The following is a 20,347-nucleotide window of genomic DNA, read 5'->3' as shown; positions in this document are numbered from 1 at the left end:
GGCAGCCCGATGCAGGACGATGGCCGAAGCCGGTTCTCACCGAGGAGGAGCATGAGCGGAGAGCACTTGATCACCGACGACGAGACGCGCAGGATTGCGGAGGGCTTCCTCGCGGCATCCCCCTGGCTCGGGGACGTCGAATGGGGACGCATCGTGATCGGTCCGGGCGCCAACTACCTCAAAGGGTTCGGGCCTGACTTTCCGGAGGATGTCGAACTCCGGGAGGGCCAGCGGTGGTCCTGGAAGGTTTCCTTCACCGACCCCGGCGGTGAAGGAAAGGGCCTCGGACACGAAGCAGTCCTCGAAGGGCTAACGCGCATCGTCTACGGCGACCACCCGAACTCCGACGGCTGGCGCCACATGGCCATCCAGCAGTGGTTCACCGAACCCTCCGACTCACGGCAGACGCTCAACCTCTCTGCGGCTGACCAGTCGCAGATCTGCCAGCAGGCCCTCTACGGCAAGACCGTCTTCCCCACAGGAGAAGCCGAAGCGATGTTCGGCAAGAAGTTGGACTTCTTCGAGAAGCAGCGCCCCGATCGAGCCGCCACCGACTCATCTGGCGACTGAACCACGCCTGCGGAAGCCGTCGTCCCGCCGGAAGTCCTGAGAGTTGGGACAGCACGGCGGGAGCGGCCCTAGGATCAGCCGCCATGAATACAGACTGGTACGTCCAGCGCGTCCCACCCGTCGACTTCTTCGACGGCATGATCCCCGTCAGCCGGTACCTGTCCTCGCCGACGAACACGACACTCAACAAGCCGTGGGACCTGGAGCACGCCATCGAACAGGCGAAAGAGCGTCTGGGGTGGGTCGAAGGCGCGATGAAGGCCCTGGACCACGTGAGCAGCTCCGTGCGCTGGGGCTGGGAAGGCGACTTCCGCCACGAGCCGTACGTCGGTGCCCTGCCCTGGTCCGGCGCGAGCCACCACTACCTCGTCGTGAAGCAGGACAACAACGGCAGCTGCTACCTCGTCAGCCAGGGCTTCGCCGTGCCCATGGAGTCCGAACTCACAGGGATGGACGTGGCCAAGGTCAGCGCAGCAGAGATCGCCTGACAGGGGCTCGGGGTCGTCCGTTCGCCGAGGCCGAAGCGAGGCTTGACCCACTCCCTCACATGCTTCGACACCTTCCCCGGTATAGGCCGTCGCGGCCTCCAGCCGAGGCGGCGGTCCGCCGGACGGGCTTACCCAAGTCGACCCGAAAGCGGTGCTGGACGCGGTCGACACCGCTCACCGTGAGCTCCGCACAGCACGGGTGCAGCCGTACCTTACGGTCCTGGCCGAACGGCGCGCGTCGCAGACGCTCGCCGCGCTCGACGCGGCAGGAACGGGCCGGGGGGAGAGGGCGGCCGAGATGACGCCGGCAAGCCTGGGCCTGGGGACGTGCCGACGGACCGGCTCGGCGTCCCAGACCCGGGACGATCGGGGACGGCCCGGTGAATGCGGCCGGGAGCAGGATGCGCGGGCGCAGCTTGTTGGCCGGCTCCGTCCACTCCCGTTCGAAGACGGCCGGCATGCGCAGCCGGCTGTACCGGCAGGTGAACTCCGCGCGGGTGCAGATGGCCGCCCGGGCGCTCGCGCGAGTTCTGCAAGCGGGCGCCGGGCTCCTGGTCCTGGAGAAACACGTGCGCGCCTACAACGACCCCGTCACCGGCCTGGACTCGAGGAACGCCAGACCCGGTACTTGCGGCCGGACTGGCGGGCGGCGGCCTGGTGGCTGGCCCACGTGTTTCCCGAGCACTACGGGCCGAACGCCCAGAGCTGGGAGCAGGTCCTCGACGCGTACGAAGCCGAGCAGGCCGCCATCGAGCACACCGCCGGCCCCGACGACCCTCGTCTCGCCGAACTCGCCGAACGCCTCGCTGCCCAGGACTCCGCCCGCTGTCAGAGCCGCTAGCCCCATCAGGATCAACCAGGGTCAACGGATGCCCTCAAAGCCGGGGCCGAGCCCGCGCCCCAGCACACGAGGAGCGACACGTGGACCCTCTACTGCCCGAAGCACCGCATCGGGGCCGCAGTCATCGCCGAATCCCGCGGCGTGCAGGTGCCGGTCGTCCACGGGTAGGGCGGCAGAACGCACGGTGGCCCTCCCGGAACTGCCGGGAGGGCCGTTGGCGTACAAGTGCTGCTACTTGCCGCTGTCCTGGGACGTGGCGGCCCTCAGGTACGAAGTGCAGCCGCCCTCGCTCTCGGCTGACAGCAAGGGCGAGGGCGGCAACGAGCTCGGACTACCGAGCCCAGGGGACCCCCAGGACTCCCCCGAGCATGACGGCCAGGCTGATGATCAGCGTGACCGGGATCTTCTGGATGCGAAGGTGCAGGCCGCCGATGCGAATGTCGATCACCGGCGCAGGGCTGGAGACGGTCGTTCTGGCTTCGTGGGTGAACGCTGAGGTAGCGTCGCTCTTGCTCGTGCGGATTGGAAAGCACCCCTTCGGTTCGTAGGTAGACGACCGATCCGTCGAAGAGGGAGGCCCTGTACAGCTCGCCGCCAAGCAAGTGCTGTACGAGGCCTTCCTCTTCAGCCGTCCGGCCTATATCGGATGCAGAAGACTCTACGTCCCACCGTTGACAGATCTGGGGCACGCAGCGGTACGGATGGGCGTTGCAGAACCCGGGGCACCGGTCCGGCAGCACCCGTGGCAGCGGCGCTACCACAACGATCGCCACCGACAAGCAGCGCGCCGAGATCCTCGACGCGTTAGACACCGCATTCGGTGAAGTGCTCGTCGGCGACCCCCGCAGCGTTCCGGAGCAAGCTACGGGCGGTGTCGATGACCTTCTTCACGTCGGGCTCGTTCTCGTACATCCTGCGGATCTCGCCGGCCTCGCCGTAGAGGGGGTGCTGCGGGTCGAGGATGCCGGAGGGCGGGATGCCCTTGCCGAGGACGTCGGCGGGCATGGCCTTGGTGAGGCGGTCGCCCATGGCGTACGGGTAGCCCAGGACGCGAGCGGAGTCCTTGATCGCGTTCTTGGCCTTGATGGTGCCGTACGTGCCGATCATGGCGACCTTGTCGGCCCCGTACTTCTCGGTCACGTACCGGATCACCTCGACGCGCCGGCGCTCGTCGAAGTCGATGTCGACATCGGGCATGGAGACGCGCTCGGGGTTCAGGAACCGCTCGAAGATCAGACCGTGCGGGATGGGGTCGAGGTCGGTGATGCCCATGGCGTACGCGACGATCGAGCCGGCCGCGGAGCCTCGGCCGGGGCCCACCGCGATGCCCTGGTTCTTGGCCCACATGATGAAGTCGGCGACCACGAGGAAGTAGCCGGGGAAGCCCATCGAGATGATCGTGTCCATCTCGTACTCGACCTGCTTCACCGAGGTCACTTGGTTCCGCGAGGAGATAATGCGCGGCATGCACCGCCGCTTCCCTGGGTGCACCCCGAGGACCGTATGAGCATGCCCTCGGTGTCGATCTGGTCCGCGACCAGCTTGGTGTTGGCGCAGCCCTCCTGCCAGGCGTCCGAGGAGTCGATGGCGTACATCTCGTCGGTCGACTTCAGGTAGTAGCTGGAGCCGTCGAAGCGGAAGCGGTCGGGGTCCGAGAGGTTTTTGCCGGTCTGGATGCACAGCAGGGCGTCGTGGGCGGCGGCCTCGCTGGCGTAGGTGTAGTGGGAGTCGTTCGTCACCAGCGGCGGGATGCCGAGCTTCTTGCCGATCTCCAGCAGTCCGTCGCGGACCCGGCGCTCGATCTCGATGCCGTGGTCCATCAGCTCCAGGAAGTAGCGGTCCTTGCCGAAGATGTCCTGGTACTCGGTAGCCGACTTCAGGGCCTCGTCGAACTGGCCGAGGCGCAGCCGGGTCTGCAGCTCGCCGGAGGGGCAGCCGGTGGAGGCGATCACCCCCTCGAAGAGCTCAGGTCGAGCATCCCCAACCCGCAGTCGAGCGGCAGATCGCAGACGCCTCCGAGCGAACCCTCCGCGCACACGTCAACCCCGGGTGAACCTGCGGGTTCCGAGGTACACCCGGGGCTGAGCTGGCAAGGTCAGGTCAGGCCAGCGGAGGCGTTGTCGTCCCAGCCGTCCTCGCGCTGCATGTAGCCGAGCATCGAGCGGGAGTGCCGCGCCCAGCCGCCCTGGTCGGCGATGGCGATGGCGTCCTTGCCCTTCTTGCGGCCGGTGGAGGCGAGGCCGATGCGCAGGGAGTGTCCGGTCCAGGAGATCGGCACGCCGGCACGGGCGGAGATGCGCTTGACGGCGCGGGTGACGGAGTCGGGGACCAGTCCGCCGGTGATGTGGCCGTGCCGGTCGATGCCGACGAAGGCGAGCGTGGACGGGTCGGTCCAGCGTTCGCCGTGCTCGGCGACCAGGCGCTCGCGGTAGGCGGTGTAGGTGTGGACCGGGCAGATCTCCGGGTCCCGGGCGTAACTGATCTTGGCGTTGCGGACGGAGTGCTTGGTCTTGCCGGTGAGGACGGCGACGACCAGGCCGCGCGGGTGCAGGGTGACGTCGCCGCTCTGGAGGCCGGCGGGGTCCTGGGCGCGGGAGGCGTAGTGGAAGCCGGTGAGGATGAGGGCCTTGTCCCGGTCGCCGGTGAGGGTGTCGGGGCAGGAGCGGGCGATGGCGTACAGGCCGTCGATGTCGGCGCCGACCGCCTGGCCGCGGCCGCGCCGCTCCCCGGCCTGCAGCAGCTTGACTTCCAGCCCGGCCAGCGCCTTGCGGGCCGCGGCCTGATCGTCGCCGCTGACGCCGATCCCGCGCTCGCGCAGGCCGATGACGACGGCGGCGAGGTGGGTGTCGGCGGAGCTCGGCGCGTAGCCCTTCCCGTTCTGCTGGCCCTCGCGCAGCATCCAGGCCACGAAGGTGACCAGGGCACCGCGGGAGCCCTCCAGCTCGGGCAGGCCGGCGGCCATGCAGAACCGGCTCCACACTCGCCAGCTCTTGTTGTAGGTGTCGACGGTGTTGTCCGGGATGATCTCGGCGGAGACAGCGTCGGCCAGGTCCTCGGCCTGGGCCAGACGGCGGGCAGCGTCCACCCCGTGCCGCTCGGCCCACCGCTCGATGAGCGCCTGGCGCTCGGCGACGGCCGGGTCGGTCAGCTCGAGTTCGGTGGTCACCGTGCTCCATCCCATTCCTCGTCGTACCCGTAGTCCTCGGGGCCCTCATGCGACGGGCCGTCCCGGGCCTCGTCCTCCACGTACATCCAGGCAGAGGCCACACAGGACGGTGCCGGTGTCGCCCTTGGCATCGATGGGGCGGGTGCATTGGTCGCAGGGGACCACGGTGGGGAAGCCGGTCGCGCAGGCGAAGCAGAAATAGACGGGCTTCGCCGGATCGCTGCGTACACGGACCGCCGAACCGAGTGCCCACCGGTCGCACTGCGGGCAGGTGTTCCACTCCGAGGATTCTTCTTGGCCGTGCGTGTTGAAGTACGTCAGCAGCTCTTCGGTGCCCCAAACGCGTGTACAGAAGCGGCAGGTAGCGACGTCGGACCAGTCGTCTGCGCCAGCGGGAGACTGGCGCAGCACGAGCGCCATCTCTTCGCAGTCGGGGCAGTCCACGGTTCGGTTCTCGACGCCTTCGGCCTTCAGCTCGCCGCCGATCCGGTTCATCCGTTCCCGGATGTAGGAGTTGATGCTGTTCAGCCCTTCACGGAGACCCTCCAGCGCAGTCTGGGTCTCCGTCCTCTCCTGCTCCCCGAGGTAGGGGACGAGCTGTCTGTCGATGAAGTGGATCAGGAAGTCGAGCACCTCACCGGCGTGCGACTCCACCACTCGGGCGTCATGGGTGAAGCCGAAGTGCTGGAGCTTGTTGCGGTCGTCGCTCAGCTTCTTGAGCGCCTTCTGCTCCCTCGGAGAGCTTATCCGACGCCACCCCCAACGCGGGCGCTCTACGCCGTGATTCGGCCGCCACTGCTGCGAAAAGTTGTCCCGAAAATGCTGCCCTTCAATCGCTCCTGACGATGTATAAGAGAGGAGAGATAGATGCTGCACAAGTCGTGCAGCGCTCGACATGGAATGAGGAATCACCTTGATGCACCTCTACCCGCTCGCAAACGGCGTGCGCACTGACCACCCGGTGCCCGGGCTGCCGTTCGTCGACGACTCGCACATCCCCCTCGACGAGGGGCCCGAGGCCATCGAGGCCGTCGGCCGCAACCAGGACGAGGGCATGTGGGGCCGCTACGACCCCAATCGCCAGAGCGGCGGCTGGCACGCCTTCACCACCGACCCGCTCGACCACTCCCTGGGCTGGTCGGTGCGCTACCACCCCGACCACGGCCGGACCGTGCTCCTGATGAGCGACGGCGACACGTCTTCGCTGCACAGCACCTGGGACGGGGACCAGCTGCTGTTCCGCGCCGGCGGCTACTGGTGGGACGGCAACGCCTGGTACCGGCCCGGGCAGGTCTGGGACCCGGTCGAGCAGGACTACGAGCGGCGCAGGGCCCGCGCCGCCGTCACGGTCAGCGCCGCCGACATGCTCGACGGCCGGGCCGACCCCGCCCGGGCCCACATCGGCAAGGTCCTCACCTTCGACCCGAAGGAGCCGGCGCCGGAGAACTGGGGCGACCACCTGGCCCTGTGGGCGCAACTCCACCAGGAGCGGGAGGGCGCGCTGCCCCTGGACCGGTGCGTGGTCGACGTTGCAACCCCGGAGCTGACCGGCGCGCAGCTGCTGGGCGTCCCAGAGATGGCGGAGCTGGGCGGCATCACCGCCTCGACGCTGCGGGCCTACATCTCCCGCGGCAACAGCGAGGTGCCCCAGCCGCAGGCGGTGGTCGGCGGCCGCGACCAGTGGGCGCGGGCGGTGGCCGACGACTGGGTGGAGAAGCGCCAGCGCTCCTATGAGGGTGTGAAGGCCACAATGTCCGCCGGCGACCGTGACGAGCTCTCCCGCGGGGCCGCCGAAGTCCGCGACCACTTCGCGGCCGACTTCCAGAGCACCCTGTGGGATCGGCCGGACGTGCGCAAGCGGTGGGTCCTGCGGGCCCGCAACCAGGATTCGGTGAAGGAGGTCTCGGACGCTCTGGCCTGGACCGTCGCCGTCAGCCTGGACCGCATCCTGCCCACCCAGTTCCTGGGGCACACCGTCGAAAGCGCGGTGATCCACGACTTCGCCGACGCCATCGACCTGGACCGTGAGGTCGGAGCCCGGACGAAGGGCCGACCGAAGAGGAAGGAGTGGTCGCACCTGTGGGTGTCGCGCCCGGTCGCGGGGATGCTCGACTGGTTCATCCGCCACCATCCCGAATCCGCCCACCACCACATCGGTGAGATCACTCGCGAGGCCCACAAGCGGTGGGAGATCCCGGCGGAGGACACCCTCTACACCCTGCGCCAGGCCGTCTCCATGGACGGCAAGCTGAGCAAGGAGGACCGGGAGGCCTTCTTCGCCCTCCTGACGCCGCCGGCCAAGGGCGACTGACCGGCACGCCGGACGGCAGGGGGCTGGAGCCAATGCCAGTGGCTCCAGCCCCCTGCGCGCGACTGTACCCACCGTCGCGGGCGCCGCTGCCCGCTCATTCCTCGGAGGGCTGGGCCAGGAGCCCCTCAAGGAAACAGACGGCGCGGCCTCTTCGTGTTCGTCCTCGTCCGGCGGGCCGGACGGCCCGCAAATGCGTGAACCTGTACAAGAGCTGTGCAGGGTCTTGACGATCCGCCCCTAGTACGCGCTCGCGTCCCCCAGCGGGGTCGGGCGGCGCGCAGCATCCGGATCACGTCGTAGGCGCGGACGGCTCCGGCGTGGATGGAGCCGATGATCCGCAGGATGTCCTCCCAGTGCCGCTCGATCCGAGCGAGGTCGACCCGGCCGCGGGCCGCGTCCTGGAAGGCCTCGTAGTCGGCGGTGTGGTCGATGCGGACCGGGAGGTCATTTATGAGCGGGGGCGGTGAGCCGGCGGTCCGCGGCGGTCCTCCGGCTCATGTTCCGCTCAAGTGCCGGACGCCGGGTCCACTGTCTCGGGATGCTCGGTGCATGCAGCCTTCAGAGTACGTACCGCTCGCCACGATCACGGCCGGGTTCATCACGTCGCTGTTCGCGCTGTGGACCGGATCCCGCGCCTCTCGCATGTCCTGGCACACGGCGTACACCACGCCGCGCCTTGAGGCCGTTATGGCCTATCTCGATGCCGTGGACGCCTTCACGAAGGACCCGCAGGGCGGCGACCTCGACGCCGTCCGCTCCACGTACGAGAAGGTACGCCTCGTGTTCTTCTGCGAGTCCGCCCTCGTCGCGCTCGCCGAGGAAATCAACGCCACCTGCGCCGCGCTGCGGTCCGCCACCCGTACCGACCTCCCGAAGAGTTACTTCCATGAGTTGGAGTTGATGGCCACCCGCTACTCGGGCGACTCGGACCAACAGCGTGAAAGGGTGCCGAGGTACGAGGCCATGATCAAAGAGATCAAGGAGATCCGTGCGCTCCAGGACACGGTGTTCGAGGCCGGGGAGCCCGCGCCGGACATCACCGCGCGGGTCGCCAAGCTCGTCGAGATGGCGCCTCCCGGCCCCTTCTCCGACAAGGGCAAACTGCTCGCGGCAATCGGCAACGCCAAGCATCGGGAGGAAGTATCCACCCGGCGCGCCCGGGAGGCTGCGGCCCGGACGGCGCTGCCGGAGACGCGTTCGGAGTTCGTGGGCATGGTGTCCATGTGGCTGAGGGAACCGGGCATCGCCACCCGCAGCCGACACACCCTGCCAAGGCTGGTGCGCGGCGAAATCGGAAAGCGGCGCGGACTCGGTTGGTAGGGCCCGATAGCACGGTGTCCGGCCGGTGGACAGAGTCGGCGGTGAGCGCGGTCCCAACAGCGCGCCGAACGATCGAGCCGTTGCTGCCTGGCCAGACTCCTCAGCGGGGCGGGCGGTGGCGTCCGGTTCCAGCGCGGCGGCAACTTCGCCGCAGGCCTGCCCGGCCGCGACCTCCTCACCCCCGACCAGTGCCGCTGGCTCGCCCAGACTGCCGACCGCTACACCGACGCCCGCCGGCGAAGGCCCCCACCGAGCCCGCGCCCCGGCCAGATCACGGCCATGCGCCTCACCGGCCGCCACCAGGAACAACACCGCATCACACCTGAGACGTCCCCCAGAACGCCTCCGACGCCACCCGCCTCCAGCCCGTCCACTACGACGCCGTACGCGCCACCACCCGCAACGACACCGGCCACTTCTTCACCATGGTCAACGGCTGGCCCCGCGAACCCCAGAGCCTCATCCGAATCCTCGGCGCTGCCCAGGTCCGCGACCATTTCGCCGCCGGGATCGTGCGGCCCACCCGTCACTCTCCCGGGTGAACGTGAGGTGCCTGGGGGGAGAAGTGGGGGGTGTGCGTCGTCTGGGGGGCGAGGACGTGGGTTCGGCGTCCTCGTGTCCCACAGATCTTGGAGATCCACGAGATGACGCTGTCGGAGTCGACCGGGTACGCCCCGGCCGTCGTGAGCGCGGTGTCCGCGCTGGGCAGGGTGGTGCGTCCGTGCCGGCGAGGACCCGGTCGCCGTAAGTCCCCTGGGGCGGATGCTGCCGAGGACATGGGTGGGGAGACCGTCTCCGCCCGTACTCCGGGTGACGGCATGGCCGTGCCGGCGGCCGCGGCCACCGCGGTGGTGCCGGGCACGGCCGGCACCAGTCCGGGCGGGAAGTGAGGACCGTGGCGGGCGAGCAGGCCTCGGAGGAAGCGGTGGTCCTGACCGCGAACGTGGCGCAGCGGGTGTACGAGGCGTTCACGCCGTTCATGGATACGGAGCCGGCCAGGCTGTGCAAGGAGTTCCGGACGCTGTCGTATGCGACCTGCTGCGACGTGGCGAAAGAGGCGTTCCTGAAGGTGGGCACTGCGGCCACCGAGGGGAAGCTGAAGGCGGACACGGACGTGGAGGCGTACCTGCACACGGCCGCGCGCAACCTCGCGACCGACAAGTACCGCCAGCAGAAGCGGATGCGGCGGCACACCGTGCAGATGGGCGGGGACGCCCTGGACATGCTCCCGGCGCAGCGCACGCTCTCGGCGGAGGACCGGGAGGTCCTGGAGCAGCTGGTGCTCCCGCAGATCCGGGGGATGCGGGACAGCCAGCGCCGGCGGGTGGTGGAGCTGCAAAGCCGCGGGATGAGCGATGTGGAGATCGCGGTCCTGATGGACATACCCGTGGGCCGTCTGCACAACCTGCGGAACAAGGCCGTCACGCATCTAAGGGGCAAGCTCGCTGGGCATATTCGGGACGAGCACCGGAAAACGAAGAAGGATGACGGGGAGAAGGACAGGTGACGGATGTGAGCAGGTACGAAGGCCACTCCGGTGGGGCTGCGGGCCCGGATCCGGTGGTCCCGGCCGGGCTCGCGGACCTGCTGGACCCGTATCCGGTGGTCCCGGCCGGGCTGGCGGACCTGCTGGACGAACTCGCCGGGCCGCCGGACTTCTGGCACCGGCCGCGGGGGAATTTCGGGCCGTTGGATGACGCGTACGGGCTGAGCCCGGAGGAGCGGGAGCACGCCAACTCGATGTACCGGTTGGGCTCGACGGCGCTGGTCCGCGGCGAGCTGCTGGTGGCCGCGAAGTGGCTGGGCTCGGCGGCCGAGGCCGGGCACCCCGGCGCGCTGTTCCGCATGGCCGCTGTGACCGCCCGCGCCAGCGGGCCGGTGGAGGATGTGCGGTTCCTGGTCGCGGAGGCCGCCCGGCACGGGCACGCGGATGCCGAGCGGCTGCTGGCCGGGACGGTCGGCCGGAGGATCAGCGGCCCCTGGACGGTGCAGGACCCGGACTTCTTCGACGAGGTCCGTATCGGGATGGGCAAGCCGCTCCTCCTGCAGACCGACGACGACGAGGGCACCGACAGCCCGGGCGACGGCGGGCCGGCGGGGCCCGCCGGGCCGCGGCTGGTCCTGCTGCCCCTGAGCCGCAGCAAGGAGAACGGGGTACGGCAGCGGCCCGGCCGCTCGGCCGGGCTCAGGCCGGTCGCCGCCGGCGGCACCCCGGGCCCGACGACGGTGACGGCGCCGGCCGTGCTGCCCGCACCGGCCGATCCGGCGGCTCCGGAGGCCGCGGTCCCGCTCGCGCTCCGGCCGGCAGCCGTACCGGGGGGCGGGGAGGCCGGCGCGTGGGTGGTGGGTGCGCTGCGGCCGGCGGTGCTGACCGAGATGGCCAGGAGCCGTCTCGTCCCCGCCGACACCGCCCAGCAGTGGAAGGCCGCCTACCGCGCGCTGGACCTGCTGCTCCACATTGAGGCGTCGCAGGGCATCGCCAGCCGGACGCTGCGGCGCCGCGCCCAGCTGTCCGCCGCGGCACTCGACTTACTGCTGGGCCTGCTGCGCAGCCAGCAGATGGTCACCACCGTCTCCGGCGTCCACTTCCCCGGCCCCGTCCTGGCGATGGCCCGCCGCGGCGACCCACCGGAGCGGCTCGTCCAGCAGTCCCTGGACCGGCTGCGCGACCAGACCCGGGCGGCGATCTACATCAGCACCTACGCCGGCGGGCAAGTCGTCGTGCCGCACCACTCCGTGGGGCCGCAGGCACCCGGTGTGCAGCAGTGGGTCGACTTCCGCGACACCGCGCACGCCAGCGCCAACGGCAAGGCGCTGCTGTCCCAGCTCACCTTCGCAGAGCGCATGGACCACCTGACCCGCCACCAGCAGATCAAGCTCACCGACCACACCATCACCACCTCCCGCGAGCTGTTCCAGGCCCTCGACGGCGGCGGACCCCACGCCGCGCAGTACGACTACCGCGAGTACTCCCGGCGCAACGTGTGCGTCGCGTACTCCGTCGGCACCCCGGGCAGGGCCACCTGCGTCGCCCTGTCCCTGCCCGCCGGCGAGGAACACCGCCTCCGGCAGGCCGCGCGGGTACTGCGGGCCCACTCCGCCGGGCTCCTGCTGTCCCTGCTGCTCGCCGAACAGGCCGGCAGCCGCCCTCCCCTGTCCCTGTCCGACCACGCACCCCTGGAAGGAACCGCCGGCACGCAGATCCGCGTCCCCGCCCGCCGCTAGCCGACCGGGTCCGGGCACGGCCACCCCTTCAGCGGTGCCCGCCCGGCCCCGGCACACACCAGGCATACACAGCCACGAAGCCCTTGAGGCCCGGGCCTCCACACACCCGGCAATCGTCGACCCGGAGCACGGAGCTGCGCGGCGGCATGGCCGAACATCCGCCCCACGCCCGCGCGCACGGCGCCGTCAGCATGCCCTCCGGGCACCCGGCGCTTCCCGAAGGCCGGGCTCCCGGGAGCTACCCCAACTACGTCCACCGAAGACCCCTGCGAGGTACAGCGTGTCCCTGACCACCCCCAACCCGCCCGCCACCCCGCCTCCCGCCGCTCCGGCCGGCCCGCAGGGAGGTGGCGCTTCCAGCCCGGACGGGCCGACGAGGACCGTCAAGGTCATGGCGATCCTCATCGCCGTCCTGTCCGGGACGCTCGGTGCCCTCCTCGCGTTCGTCCTCACCCGTCACCTCGGCGCGACCGGGCTCGTCGCGGCGGGCTCGGCCGGCGTCACCTTCCTCGGCGTCGCCGGCACGGTGAAGTACATCGAGGAGAAGCTCAATCTCCTGTAGGGCCCGCCTCGCGGCCCCTCCGGCATTCCCGCCGCATCGGCGCCATGGAGGAGAGCCAGGACAGGATCGCGACGGTCATCCCTTCGGTGGTTCCCGGTACGTGACCGGCCCGGGCGGGGGAGGCTGGACGCCGCGGGCCGGCCGACAGGCGGCCAGCCGGACTGCCGGGAGCGGGTGACCGTTGGTGGACAGGGTCCTCAACACACTGAGTGCCGCGCACACGGGATCGGTGGGCGTGTGCTCGCCGACGGCAGCGAGCCCGGCCCGGTCTACTACGACGTGGGCAGCGGCGCGCACATGCCGTCGTCGCGCGAGTGGCACGCCTACGACGGCCGGTCCGGCCGCCCGAGGGCCGCGGCCCTGCGGGGCAGCTGTTCCTGCGGATGGCGGGGGATGGCCGAGTACCCGCTCGACTGGACCGTCCTGCCCGCGGACCGGCCGCTGTACGAGGCGGACATCGACCTCTCCGGGCCCGTCGCGGACTACGACGCGCACCTGTCGGTGATCCGGGACTCCGCCGTGCAACTTCCCGCCGACCTCGTCGGGCTCCTCTCCGAACTCGTCCGCCGGCTTGACGGGCTTGTCGCCGAGGAACCGCTGGTGGCGTTGAAGGCTCTGGCGGACCTGCGGTACGTCATCGCCGAAGTCGGCCAGGACGCGGCCTGGGAAGCCGCCGCCCAGGAGGTACCGCTCGAGGAGATCGCGACCGGGCTCGGCACCAGCGAGACCGCGGCCCGTACCTACCTCAACAGCTACCTCCACCCCTGACCCGCGAAGCGTCCCTCCCTAATGCGCGGGCAGGGTCAGCCGGGATCCGAGGCGGAAACGCATCTCGCCGGCCGCGTACCGGACCTCCTCGGACTGGGTGTCGTCCTCAAGCACACCGAGGAGCACCATCAGGGCCCGGGCCTCGTCCCCGCTGATCAGCTTCAGGCGGGGCTCGGTCATCCCGTCGAGGAGCACGTCCAACATCTCGTCCATGCCGGCAACAACGCCCGCCCACGCCCCGGAGTCACCCCGGCCGAACAGCGGGGTGCCGGTTCGCGCAGGAACGTCGCCCCCGCGCAAGGACGCACGGGCGACGGCGGGCCGGCTGCGGCCGGCCCGCGACCATCCGGCGTTTCGGTGGTGAGCTGCGTCAGCCGCTGCGTTCGGTGCAGGGAGCCGATGGGCTCGGCGCGGGGGGCGGCGTCGACGTGGCGGACGGGCTCGGCGCCTGCGACTTCGCCGGTGTCGGGGAGGTGTGCGGTGTCGGCGGCTCGTCCGGCGTGGGGGAAGTGGATGGCGTCGGGAAGCCGCGGAGCAGTGGGTGGCCGGAGGGATTGGGGATGATGGCGGCTGGTTGGGCGGCGAACGCCGCGGGCCGGACGTTTGCGTGGCCGTTGGACGAGACGGCGTCGGCGTGCCGGGCGGCGGCCTGGGTGCGTCCGTCCGGGCAGTCGCCGGGTTTGCCGGTGAAGGAGTCGCTCACCAGGATCGTGGCCACCGCCACGACGGCGACCGCCAGCACCGCAGCCGCTGGGCGTAACCGGATCAGTTTGCCCAGGCTCGGGGACAAGCCGGCGCGCATGGGCGCGCTTCCGGCAGGTTGGGGTTCGGGGCTGCCGGGCGTCGGGGCGGTCGTCGTCTCGCGGGCGCGGTCGAGGAGCTCGTCGGCGTCGCGGCGGGCCCGGGCGCGGATGTCCTCGGCGTCGGTGTGCGCGCTCGTACGGATTCGTTCGGCTTCCGCGTGTGCGGCTGTGCGCAGGGCTTCGGCGTCGCGGACGGCGTCGTCGTGGACCTGGCGGACCGTGGCCCGGACCCGCTTGTTGGCGGCCTGGGCCCGGCGCTGGAGCAGCTTGGCGTCCTGCCAGTGCCCGCGCCACTCCTCCACGAGTGCGGCATCGGCGCGGAACTTCGCGGCGGCCGGCTTGTCCAGGCCGCTGGGGGTGGTGACGACCCGGAGGTATTCCAGGAGCGTCTCCAGGGATGGTAGGCGCTTGCCGGAGAGCATCTCGTTCAGGCCGGTCGTGGTCAGGCGCGGCCGCACCGAGGCGGCGGCGACCGTGCTGTACGAAGGAGAGCCGCCGGAGATGTGGAACAGGTTCAGCTTCTCGGCGAAGGCGTCCAGCGCGGCCTCGTAGGCGTCGATCGCCTCACAGTCCTGCGGCTCGACCCCGGATTCTTCTTCTGCCATCAAACCCCCCTGCTGGTGCGGAAAAGCCACGCTAGAGGGCGGTGAGGCCGTACGTATGCGGATTCGGGCGAACGCTTCCGGACGCTTCGCCCCGTCCGGAACCGGCCCGCTTCCCGGCGGCCGAAGCGGAGGCTCATCCGGGTCCGGGCGGGCCCGTACGGATCACTGGGAACGAGGCGGCGCAGGCCGCTCTCCTGGAGTCATGACCAACACCGGCACTACCCCCCAGACACCCAACCCCGATCCCGCCCAGTCCCCGGCCACCCGCGAGCCGGACCCCGCTGCGCGCCGGGTTCCCGACGCCGTGGTCCTGATCGCGCTCCTCGCCGCCTGCGCCGGCATCTACCTCGCCGTGGGTGAAGCCGGCTTCGCCGGCGTCATCAGCGCCGTCGCCGCCCTCTACGGCACCTGGCGCGCACGCCGATGAACCCGGCGGACAGCCCCGGCGCAGGCCTCGGTGCGGGCCGTGGGTCAGAAGGTGACGGCAACGCACTGGCCTACCGCGACAGCCGCACGCCGGCACCCCGCCCGGACCGCGGCCAGCTCCGCCCGCACGTCCGTCCCCTGCCGGCCGTCGGCGGCCGCGGCGGCCCTGCCGGCCGCCGCGTGGAGTTCGGCCCGCGCGGTCGCACCGTCACCGGGCAGCACCGTGAGCTCGGCCGCGTCCGCGACCGTCGCCACCAGCCGCGCCAGCTCCGCCGGCCCCGACACCGTCCCGCGCAGGTGAACGCCGAGCAGCCCGGGCGCCCACGCTGCGAGGGCGCCCTGGATCTGCTCGCACAGCCCGTCGATCCCCGCGTGCGGGCCGTCGGGCGCGATACCGGCGCTCATCTCCCCATGGTCACCGCCACCACCGACAACGCCCCTTGCGCCGGCCCAGCCGCCTCGCCTGGGCGAGCACGAGCAGGGCCATTACCCGCTGGCGGCGGCCCCGCTCGCGCCGCCGGTCTACGGGGCGGGGGTGAACTCCACGTCCGTGCCGCCGCAGCCGGCCGCGATGTCCAGCAGCCGGTCCCGCTCCATCTCGTCGACCGCGAGACCCCAGCGGAGTTTCGTCGCGGTCCACTCGGCGCCGTACCGGCAGAGCGCGTCCGGCGCCGACGGCAGCCACTCCGCCGGGTCCTGGTCCGCCTTCGACCGGTTCGACCGCGCCGTCACCGCCACCAGCGACGCCGACTGGCCCTGGTCGTTCGCGTAGGCCTCCCGTCGCGTGGGCGTCCACGCCGATGCCCCAGCTGGCGGGGAGCGTCATTCGAAGTGTGCGGTATTCCCCTGATGGCGGTACAACTCCCCTGGGCGACGACGTTGGTGTCTGGGAGAACAGGCAGCGCACCTCACGAAGCCAGGCATCAAGTTGTGGATGGCTCTCGGGAAGCCGTTGGGGTCCGAAGTCGACTCGAAGCCCGCGGGACGGTTCAATGCCTGGGTGGTGAACTGGGCACAGATGTACGACTGTCACTTTGACGTAGATCGCGTCCCTGAGCTTCTCGCTCGGGTGGAGCGTGAGTACGACTCCGAAGCGTGGACGGAGCTGGGACACCGGCTGATCGTCGAGCATGACCTGGTGTCGCCCGCCAGCATCGCTGCCCTGCCCCGACTGGTGCGCCTCGCATCGAGGAGTCGGGAGGCACGCCACCTGGCAGGCGAGATCATGGAACGTGCGGCCGGCCACCATGGCAGTGACGAACTGCTGGCCGAGAGCGCCGACGTGATTGCCAAGTTCGGCGCCCTCCTGGACCGGCACCTGCAGTCGCGGCCATCCGACTACCTGGTTACCTTCCGCGCTCTGCTCGCGGTCGAGGAGCAGTACCACTGGGCCAACGTCCTAGGGGACTTCGCGGACGACTTCTACCACCTGCGGTGCCCTCACTGCGGAGTGGAGGTGACCGTTGCCATCGGCGAATACGGGCGCTACTCGGCGATCCGGGACTGGAACCTAGGCGACGTGGACCGGCGTGATCTGCAGCCGAGGCCCGGCGAGGAACTCACGGGCGTCGGCCGGTGGATGTACGAGATCGCTGTCCGCGATGGGGAAGTCACACTCGCTGAGGGAATCGCGCATCTCTTCGGCAAAGCCGAGTGCCCGAGGTGTGCCAGCGTCTTCACCATCGCGGACGAGTACGAGGCTGCCAACTGCCCAGTCCTGCGCTAGCAGCATGCTGCATTGCCTCTGTGCCCGCACCGGAGCTGGCTGAAGCGGCTTCCCCTCTCACGTCGCCTGCGAGACCGGGGTGACCGAGGCCCGCAACGATCATGGCCCGGACGGTGGTCATCTGTCCGCGAGCCCGCGCTGGCGGGCTTGGAGGTAAGCGGTCCAGTCGGTTGCGGCTCGACGGCGCCATTGCAGCGCGGTGATGACGTGGAGCCCGAGGAGCGGGGCCAGGACTGCGGACGGCATCTCCTCGGCGAGCTGGACCAGGGCGGTCGCGCGAGAGGCACGGATGGGGATGCCGTGTCTGGTCAAGGCTCGGGCGAGGGAGCTGGCGGAGCGGTGGGTGCCCGGCAGGCTGCCGGGAAAGAGCCAGTTACCGGGCGTGTTGCCGCGCCATCCCTGCCTGGGCTGCTGGTCGATCAGTCGGGTGAGAAGGGTGGCGAGGGGCTGCGGGAGGCGGATGGGGGTGCTGTCGAGGCGGATGGTCTGGTGGCTGTCCTGGTGGTCGAGGTGCCCGGTGGTGAGGGTGATGATGTGGGTGAGGTGCTGGCCGAACAGCAGGAGCAGGGATCCAGCCGCCCTCACGTCCAGGGGGAGGTCCTCGTCGTGGAGGCACTGCTGGAGGAGGTCCCAGTGGGTGTCCTCGTCGATTCCCTCTGGTTCGGCCTTGCCCCGGTGAGGAACCAGTAGGTCGTCGCTGTGGCCGCGCCGGGCCGTCCAGACCAGGAAGTCCCGCACCTCGTATCGGGTGCTGGGACCGGCGGCGAGCCACCGTTCAATCTCCAGCTGGGTAGCGTCGCGCAAGGTGAGGTCGAGCGAGGCGAGATGCTCCAGAAGGGCAACGGCCGTGTTGATGCGGGCGTACGCCCACCGTGCGCGGCCGCGGGTGCTGGCGGAGCGGGTGGCCCTGCGACGGGCCCGGGGCATCACCGACCAGCGGACATACGGGCCTAGGAGCATGGCGTACTTCGGATGCCGGGTGAGCGTGCGGGCGAGGTGGCGCTCGATGGCCGCGAGGTGTTCGTCGCGTGGGGGCAGGACACCGAAGGCGACCAGGAGACCGCGGAGGTAGTCCGTGCTCTGGGCGGCACCGCGTCCCGATCCGGCCACGGTGTCGAGGTCGACATGGGTGAGGAGCCGACCGCAGGCAGCGGTCTCGTGCAGAAGGCGCGCGGAGGCCGAGGTTCGCAGCCAGGTCAGGACGGTCCGCGGGTGCTCGGCGGCCATGAGTGCCTCTCGCAGGACTGCCAGCTGGGCAGCGGGGCCCGGCAGCAGGCCATGAAGGAGGGCATTGAGGTGTTGGTCGACCGCGCAGCGGTCGCACAGATCCCCGGTGATGGGGCTGCTGGCCGCGCCACAGCGCGGGCACACGTACGGGTCGGAGTGGCCGGCGCAGGGGCCACAGGTCCTCTGGCCGCCGATGCGGGCGATCAGGACCTTCACCGCCGAGCAGCCGGGGCACGGCCCGGGCTCGCGGCGGGCGAGCGCGTAGCAGGGCTTGCAGACCGGCCCGAGCGGCCAGCGGGCGCAGACCGGTGAACTGGCCGAGCACAGCGCACAGGGGGCGGGCGGGCGTGGCCGACAGGTGGTGCACGGGTCCATGTGGCTGGGTCGTCCGCACCCGGTGCACGAGCGCGTGGAGGCTTGAGCGCGTTGGCGGCAGGGTGTGCAGGTGTCGCCGACAGGGCGGGGCCGGATCCGGGTGCAGGCGGTGCAGGTGCCGACGTTGGCGTGGGCTGCGAGGATGCCTTCGCAGCCCAGGCACACCCTGCCGCCGGGAACAAGGCGGCGCAGCCGGCGGACGCGTCCACAGCGCACGCAGGCCGGAGCCGTGGCCTCGATGCCTTTCTCGCGTAGGTCGGTGATCAGTCTCTGCACGGCGGGAGGCGCGAGGGAGGCGCCGCTGACCAAGGCATCGGGATGCTCCCCCAGGTGCACGCGGATCCGGCCGCGCGCGGCGGGCGTCAGCGTGGCCACCACCTCCGCGGCAGCCTCAGGGTCGAGCCCCGGCAGGAACGCGGTAAGCATCTTGGCCAGTTCGACCCAGGTAGCGGGGACCTGACCGGCGGCGGTGGTCACAGGCCCTCGGGGCGGCGGATCTGGGTCCGGCGCGCGGGCGGCGCGATCGCTTGGGAGGCGCTCTCGCCGGACGCTGCCGGTTTCAGGACCTGGATACGGACCTCGACGACCTCGATCAGATCGGCCGGCGTGCACTGCAGGATCCCGCACAACGCGGCAAGCGTGTCCATCGACAGACGTTGCGGCTCCTGGGTGACCAGGCGGTACACCTGCTCGCGGGAGAGATGGATGCCGTACTCGGCAAGCTTCGGCACCAGGTCGGTGGTCTGAAACATGTCGCGGGTGGCCATCAGGCGACGCAGGTTCCAGCGGAACCCCATCTGCTTCATCACCGTGCTCCCCTTCCCACTCGTGTGCCCGCGCGCTCGGCGCGGCGGCGAATCGAGTCCTCCAACAGCCGGTTGCGGTACTCGTCCGACACCCACGTGTACATCGCCGTCGTGGCCGCGTAGCGGTGTCCGACCTGGTCCTGGACGAACCGCTCCGGGTACCCGAACTCGATCAGGTGCGTAATGTAGGTGTGCCGCAGACAGTGCAGTTCCAGCTCGTCCGGCAGCCCCGCCAGATCCCGGACCAGGGAGAACACCTCGTCCAAGCGTCGCAGGCTGATCCGACCGCAGCGCTCGGTCACCCACAGCGCCGGATGCCCGCCCACCCCGAACCCGGTCCGGACCTCGGCGGTCCACTCCGTGAGCAGTGGCACGATCCAGTCCATCTCCGGGACGGTGAGCACCGTGCGGCGTTTGGGCGGGCTGCCCCGCGAGGCCTTCCCGAACCGGACCTCCAGGGCGCCGAACCTGCCGTAAGCCTTCGCCCGCGGGTTGTGCCGAAGGTCGTGGAGGTCCAGCATCGCCGTCTCGCGCCTCCGGGTCCCGTACGCGTACACCGCCTTCAGCAGCACGGCATCCCGCCAGGCCGACAGCACGCCCTTGCGACCTCGCCTGCGGATGGAATCGACCCGCTCGTCCGCCGCGTCGAAGAGGGCTTGGAGTTCGTCGTAGGTCAGGGCGCGGCGTCCGGGCCGACCCTCGTAGTCGGCGACGTGGTCGGCGGTGTTCCAGTCGTGACAAACCTGGACCGGTGCTCGTCCAAACTCCTCCATGCAGGCGGCCGCCCAGCCGTAGCGGGCATCGGTGACGAACGTGCAGAACAGGCGCAGGTCGCTCTGCTGGCCACGCACCGTGGAGTGCGCCAGCGGCAACGGGCCGGACATCTGGGCGGAGAAGTAGGCCTCGACGTCCTCCGGGGTCCACTCCCACGGGTACGTGCCGTTGAACAGGGCGAACCGGCGTAACAGACTCATCCGGTCGGCGATCGTCTTCCGCGCCAGAAGTCGGCTCTGCTGTTGCCGCGTCCAGCCCGCGAGCATCGCGTCGAACATCGCCGGCGCCGGATCCAGGGCCCGAACATTGCCCGGCATCACCAAGCGCATCGAGCCCGGCACATCAACTGCATCC

19 protein-coding genes and 4 pseudogenes are annotated in these 20,347 nt (G+C 70.6%); 12 read left to right on the top strand and 11 right to left on the bottom strand.

Features of this window, described 5'->3' with window-relative positions; translation table 11 throughout:
- The first annotated feature begins 51 nt into the window (after positions 1 to 51).
- The 4 genes and pseudogenes from NRK68_RS34290 (at position 52) to NRK68_RS34280 (ending at position 1,899) form a co-directional block, all read left to right on the top strand.
- Positions 52 to 570 (top strand): hypothetical protein, encoded by a 519-nt coding sequence (locus NRK68_RS34290; protein ID WP_257858088.1) that lies wholly within the window; start codon positions 52 to 54, stop codon positions 568 to 570.
- Positions 571 to 653: 83 nt separating this feature from the next.
- A complete protein-coding gene (locus NRK68_RS34285; protein WP_257858087.1) occupies positions 654 to 1,058 on the top strand; it encodes a hypothetical protein in 405 nt (134 codons plus the stop codon).
- Between the two features lie 145 nt (positions 1,059 to 1,203).
- Positions 1,204 to 1,296, top strand: a pseudogene (locus NRK68_RS37015) (three-helix bundle dimerization domain-containing protein); the annotation flags it as partial.
- Between the two features lie 390 nt (positions 1,297 to 1,686).
- Positions 1,687 to 1,899, top strand: coding sequence for a hypothetical protein (locus NRK68_RS34280; protein WP_257858086.1), 213 nt, complete (start codon positions 1,687 to 1,689; stop codon positions 1,897 to 1,899).
- A gap of 858 nt (positions 1,900 to 2,757) precedes the next feature.
- Here the strand turns inward: NRK68_RS34280 and NRK68_RS34275 are convergent.
- From NRK68_RS34275 to NRK68_RS34265, 3 genes and pseudogenes are all read right to left on the bottom strand, one after another.
- A pseudogene (locus NRK68_RS34275) lies at positions 2,758 to 3,854 on the bottom strand (PHP domain-containing protein); the annotation flags it as partial.
- 140 nt (positions 3,855 to 3,994) lie between these two features.
- The gene (locus NRK68_RS34270; RefSeq protein WP_257858085.1) at positions 3,995 to 5,065 is read right to left on the bottom strand and encodes a site-specific integrase; all 1,071 of its coding nucleotides are present in this window, start codon (positions 5,063 to 5,065) and stop codon (positions 3,995 to 3,997) included.
- Positions 5,066 to 5,110: 45 nt separating this feature from the next.
- Positions 5,111 to 5,962 carry a hypothetical protein gene (locus tag NRK68_RS34265; protein WP_257858084.1) on the bottom strand — a complete coding sequence of 284 codons (852 nt, stop codon included), beginning with the start codon at positions 5,960 to 5,962 and terminating at the stop codon, positions 5,111 to 5,113.
- A 19-nt stretch (positions 5,963 to 5,981) separates the two neighbouring features.
- On the opposite strand from NRK68_RS34265, the gene NRK68_RS34260 reads away from it, so the two are divergent.
- Positions 5,982 to 7,376: a hypothetical protein gene (locus tag NRK68_RS34260; RefSeq protein ID WP_257858083.1), complete on the top strand. Its 1,395-nt coding sequence runs from the start codon at positions 5,982 to 5,984 to the stop codon at positions 7,374 to 7,376.
- Between the two features lie 240 nt (positions 7,377 to 7,616).
- Here NRK68_RS34260 and NRK68_RS37010 read toward each other — a convergent pair.
- Positions 7,617 to 7,834, bottom strand: a pseudogene (locus NRK68_RS37010) (Tn3 family transposase); the annotation flags it as partial.
- A gap of 91 nt (positions 7,835 to 7,925) precedes the next feature.
- Here NRK68_RS37010 and NRK68_RS34250 point away from each other — a divergent pair.
- The 5 genes from NRK68_RS34250 (at position 7,926) to NRK68_RS34230 (ending at position 13,251) form a co-directional block, all read left to right on the top strand.
- On the top strand, positions 7,926 to 8,696 hold the full coding sequence (locus tag NRK68_RS34250; protein ID WP_257858082.1) for a hypothetical protein: 771 nt from the start codon (positions 7,926 to 7,928) through the stop codon (positions 8,694 to 8,696).
- Positions 8,697 to 9,591: 895 nt separating this feature from the next.
- A complete protein-coding gene (locus tag NRK68_RS34245) occupies positions 9,592 to 10,203 on the top strand; it encodes an RNA polymerase sigma factor (protein WP_257858081.1) in 612 nt (203 codons plus the stop codon).
- A gap of 5 nt (positions 10,204 to 10,208) precedes the next feature.
- Complete coding sequence (locus NRK68_RS34240) at positions 10,209 to 11,921, top strand: IclR family transcriptional regulator domain-containing protein (RefSeq protein WP_257858080.1); 1,713 nt, start codon at positions 10,209 to 10,211, stop codon at positions 11,919 to 11,921.
- Positions 11,922 to 12,201: 280 nt separating this feature from the next.
- A complete protein-coding gene (locus tag NRK68_RS34235) occupies positions 12,202 to 12,483 on the top strand; it encodes a hypothetical protein (RefSeq protein WP_257858079.1) in 282 nt (93 codons plus the stop codon).
- A gap of 237 nt (positions 12,484 to 12,720) precedes the next feature.
- Entirely contained in the window at positions 12,721 to 13,251 is a 531-nt protein-coding gene (locus NRK68_RS34230; RefSeq protein ID WP_257858078.1) for a hypothetical protein, read from the top strand.
- Positions 13,252 to 13,269: 18 nt separating this feature from the next.
- Here NRK68_RS34230 and NRK68_RS34225 read toward each other — a convergent pair whose 3' ends face one another.
- The gene (locus tag NRK68_RS34225; protein ID WP_257858077.1) at positions 13,270 to 13,464 is read right to left on the bottom strand and encodes a hypothetical protein; all 195 of its coding nucleotides are present in this window, start codon (positions 13,462 to 13,464) and stop codon (positions 13,270 to 13,272) included.
- Positions 13,465 to 13,621: 157 nt separating this feature from the next.
- Positions 13,622 to 14,659 carry an ATP synthase subunit B family protein gene (locus tag NRK68_RS34220; RefSeq protein WP_257858076.1) on the bottom strand — a complete coding sequence of 346 codons (1,038 nt, stop codon included), beginning with the start codon at positions 14,657 to 14,659 and terminating at the stop codon, positions 13,622 to 13,624.
- Positions 14,660 to 14,861: 202 nt separating this feature from the next.
- Here NRK68_RS34220 and NRK68_RS34215 point away from each other — a divergent pair, with 202 nt between their 5' ends.
- Positions 14,862 to 15,086, top strand: coding sequence for a hypothetical protein (locus tag NRK68_RS34215; protein WP_257858075.1), 225 nt, complete (start codon positions 14,862 to 14,864; stop codon positions 15,084 to 15,086).
- A 44-nt stretch (positions 15,087 to 15,130) separates the two neighbouring features.
- Here the strand turns inward: NRK68_RS34215 and NRK68_RS34210 are convergent, their stop codons facing one another.
- Entirely contained in the window at positions 15,131 to 15,490 is a 360-nt protein-coding gene (locus NRK68_RS34210; protein ID WP_257858074.1) for a hypothetical protein, read from the bottom strand.
- Positions 15,491 to 15,607: 117 nt separating this feature from the next.
- A pseudogene (locus NRK68_RS34205) lies at positions 15,608 to 15,895 on the bottom strand (HNH endonuclease); the annotation flags it as partial.
- Between the two features lie 124 nt (positions 15,896 to 16,019).
- Between NRK68_RS34205 and NRK68_RS34200 the strand changes: the two are divergent.
- Entirely contained in the window at positions 16,020 to 16,811 is a 792-nt protein-coding gene (locus NRK68_RS34200; protein ID WP_257858073.1) for a hypothetical protein, read from the top strand.
- Between the two features lie 117 nt (positions 16,812 to 16,928).
- Here the strand turns inward: NRK68_RS34200 and NRK68_RS34195 are convergent, their stop codons facing one another.
- From NRK68_RS34195 to NRK68_RS34185, 3 genes are all read right to left on the bottom strand, one after another.
- Entirely contained in the window at positions 16,929 to 18,038 is a 1,110-nt protein-coding gene (locus NRK68_RS34195; RefSeq protein ID WP_257858072.1) for a hypothetical protein, read from the bottom strand.
- 848 nt (positions 18,039 to 18,886) lie between these two features.
- Positions 18,887 to 19,222, bottom strand: a complete 336-nt coding sequence (locus NRK68_RS34190; protein WP_257858071.1) for a helix-turn-helix domain-containing protein — start codon at positions 19,220 to 19,222, stop codon at positions 18,887 to 18,889.
- Positions 19,219 to 20,322: a tyrosine-type recombinase/integrase gene (locus tag NRK68_RS34185; RefSeq protein ID WP_373024751.1), complete on the bottom strand. Its 1,104-nt coding sequence runs from the start codon at positions 20,320 to 20,322 to the stop codon at positions 19,219 to 19,221. Before NRK68_RS34185 ends, NRK68_RS34190 begins: the two co-directional genes overlap by 4 nt.
- Positions 20,323 to 20,347 lie beyond the last annotated feature (25 nt).

This window comes from Streptomyces yangpuensis (assembly GCF_024666385.1).
GTDB lineage: Bacteria > Actinomycetota > Actinomycetes > Streptomycetales > Streptomycetaceae > Streptomyces > Streptomyces yangpuensis.
The sequence above is the reverse complement of the archived record's forward strand: the minus strand, read 5'-3'. Positions and strand labels throughout refer to the sequence as shown.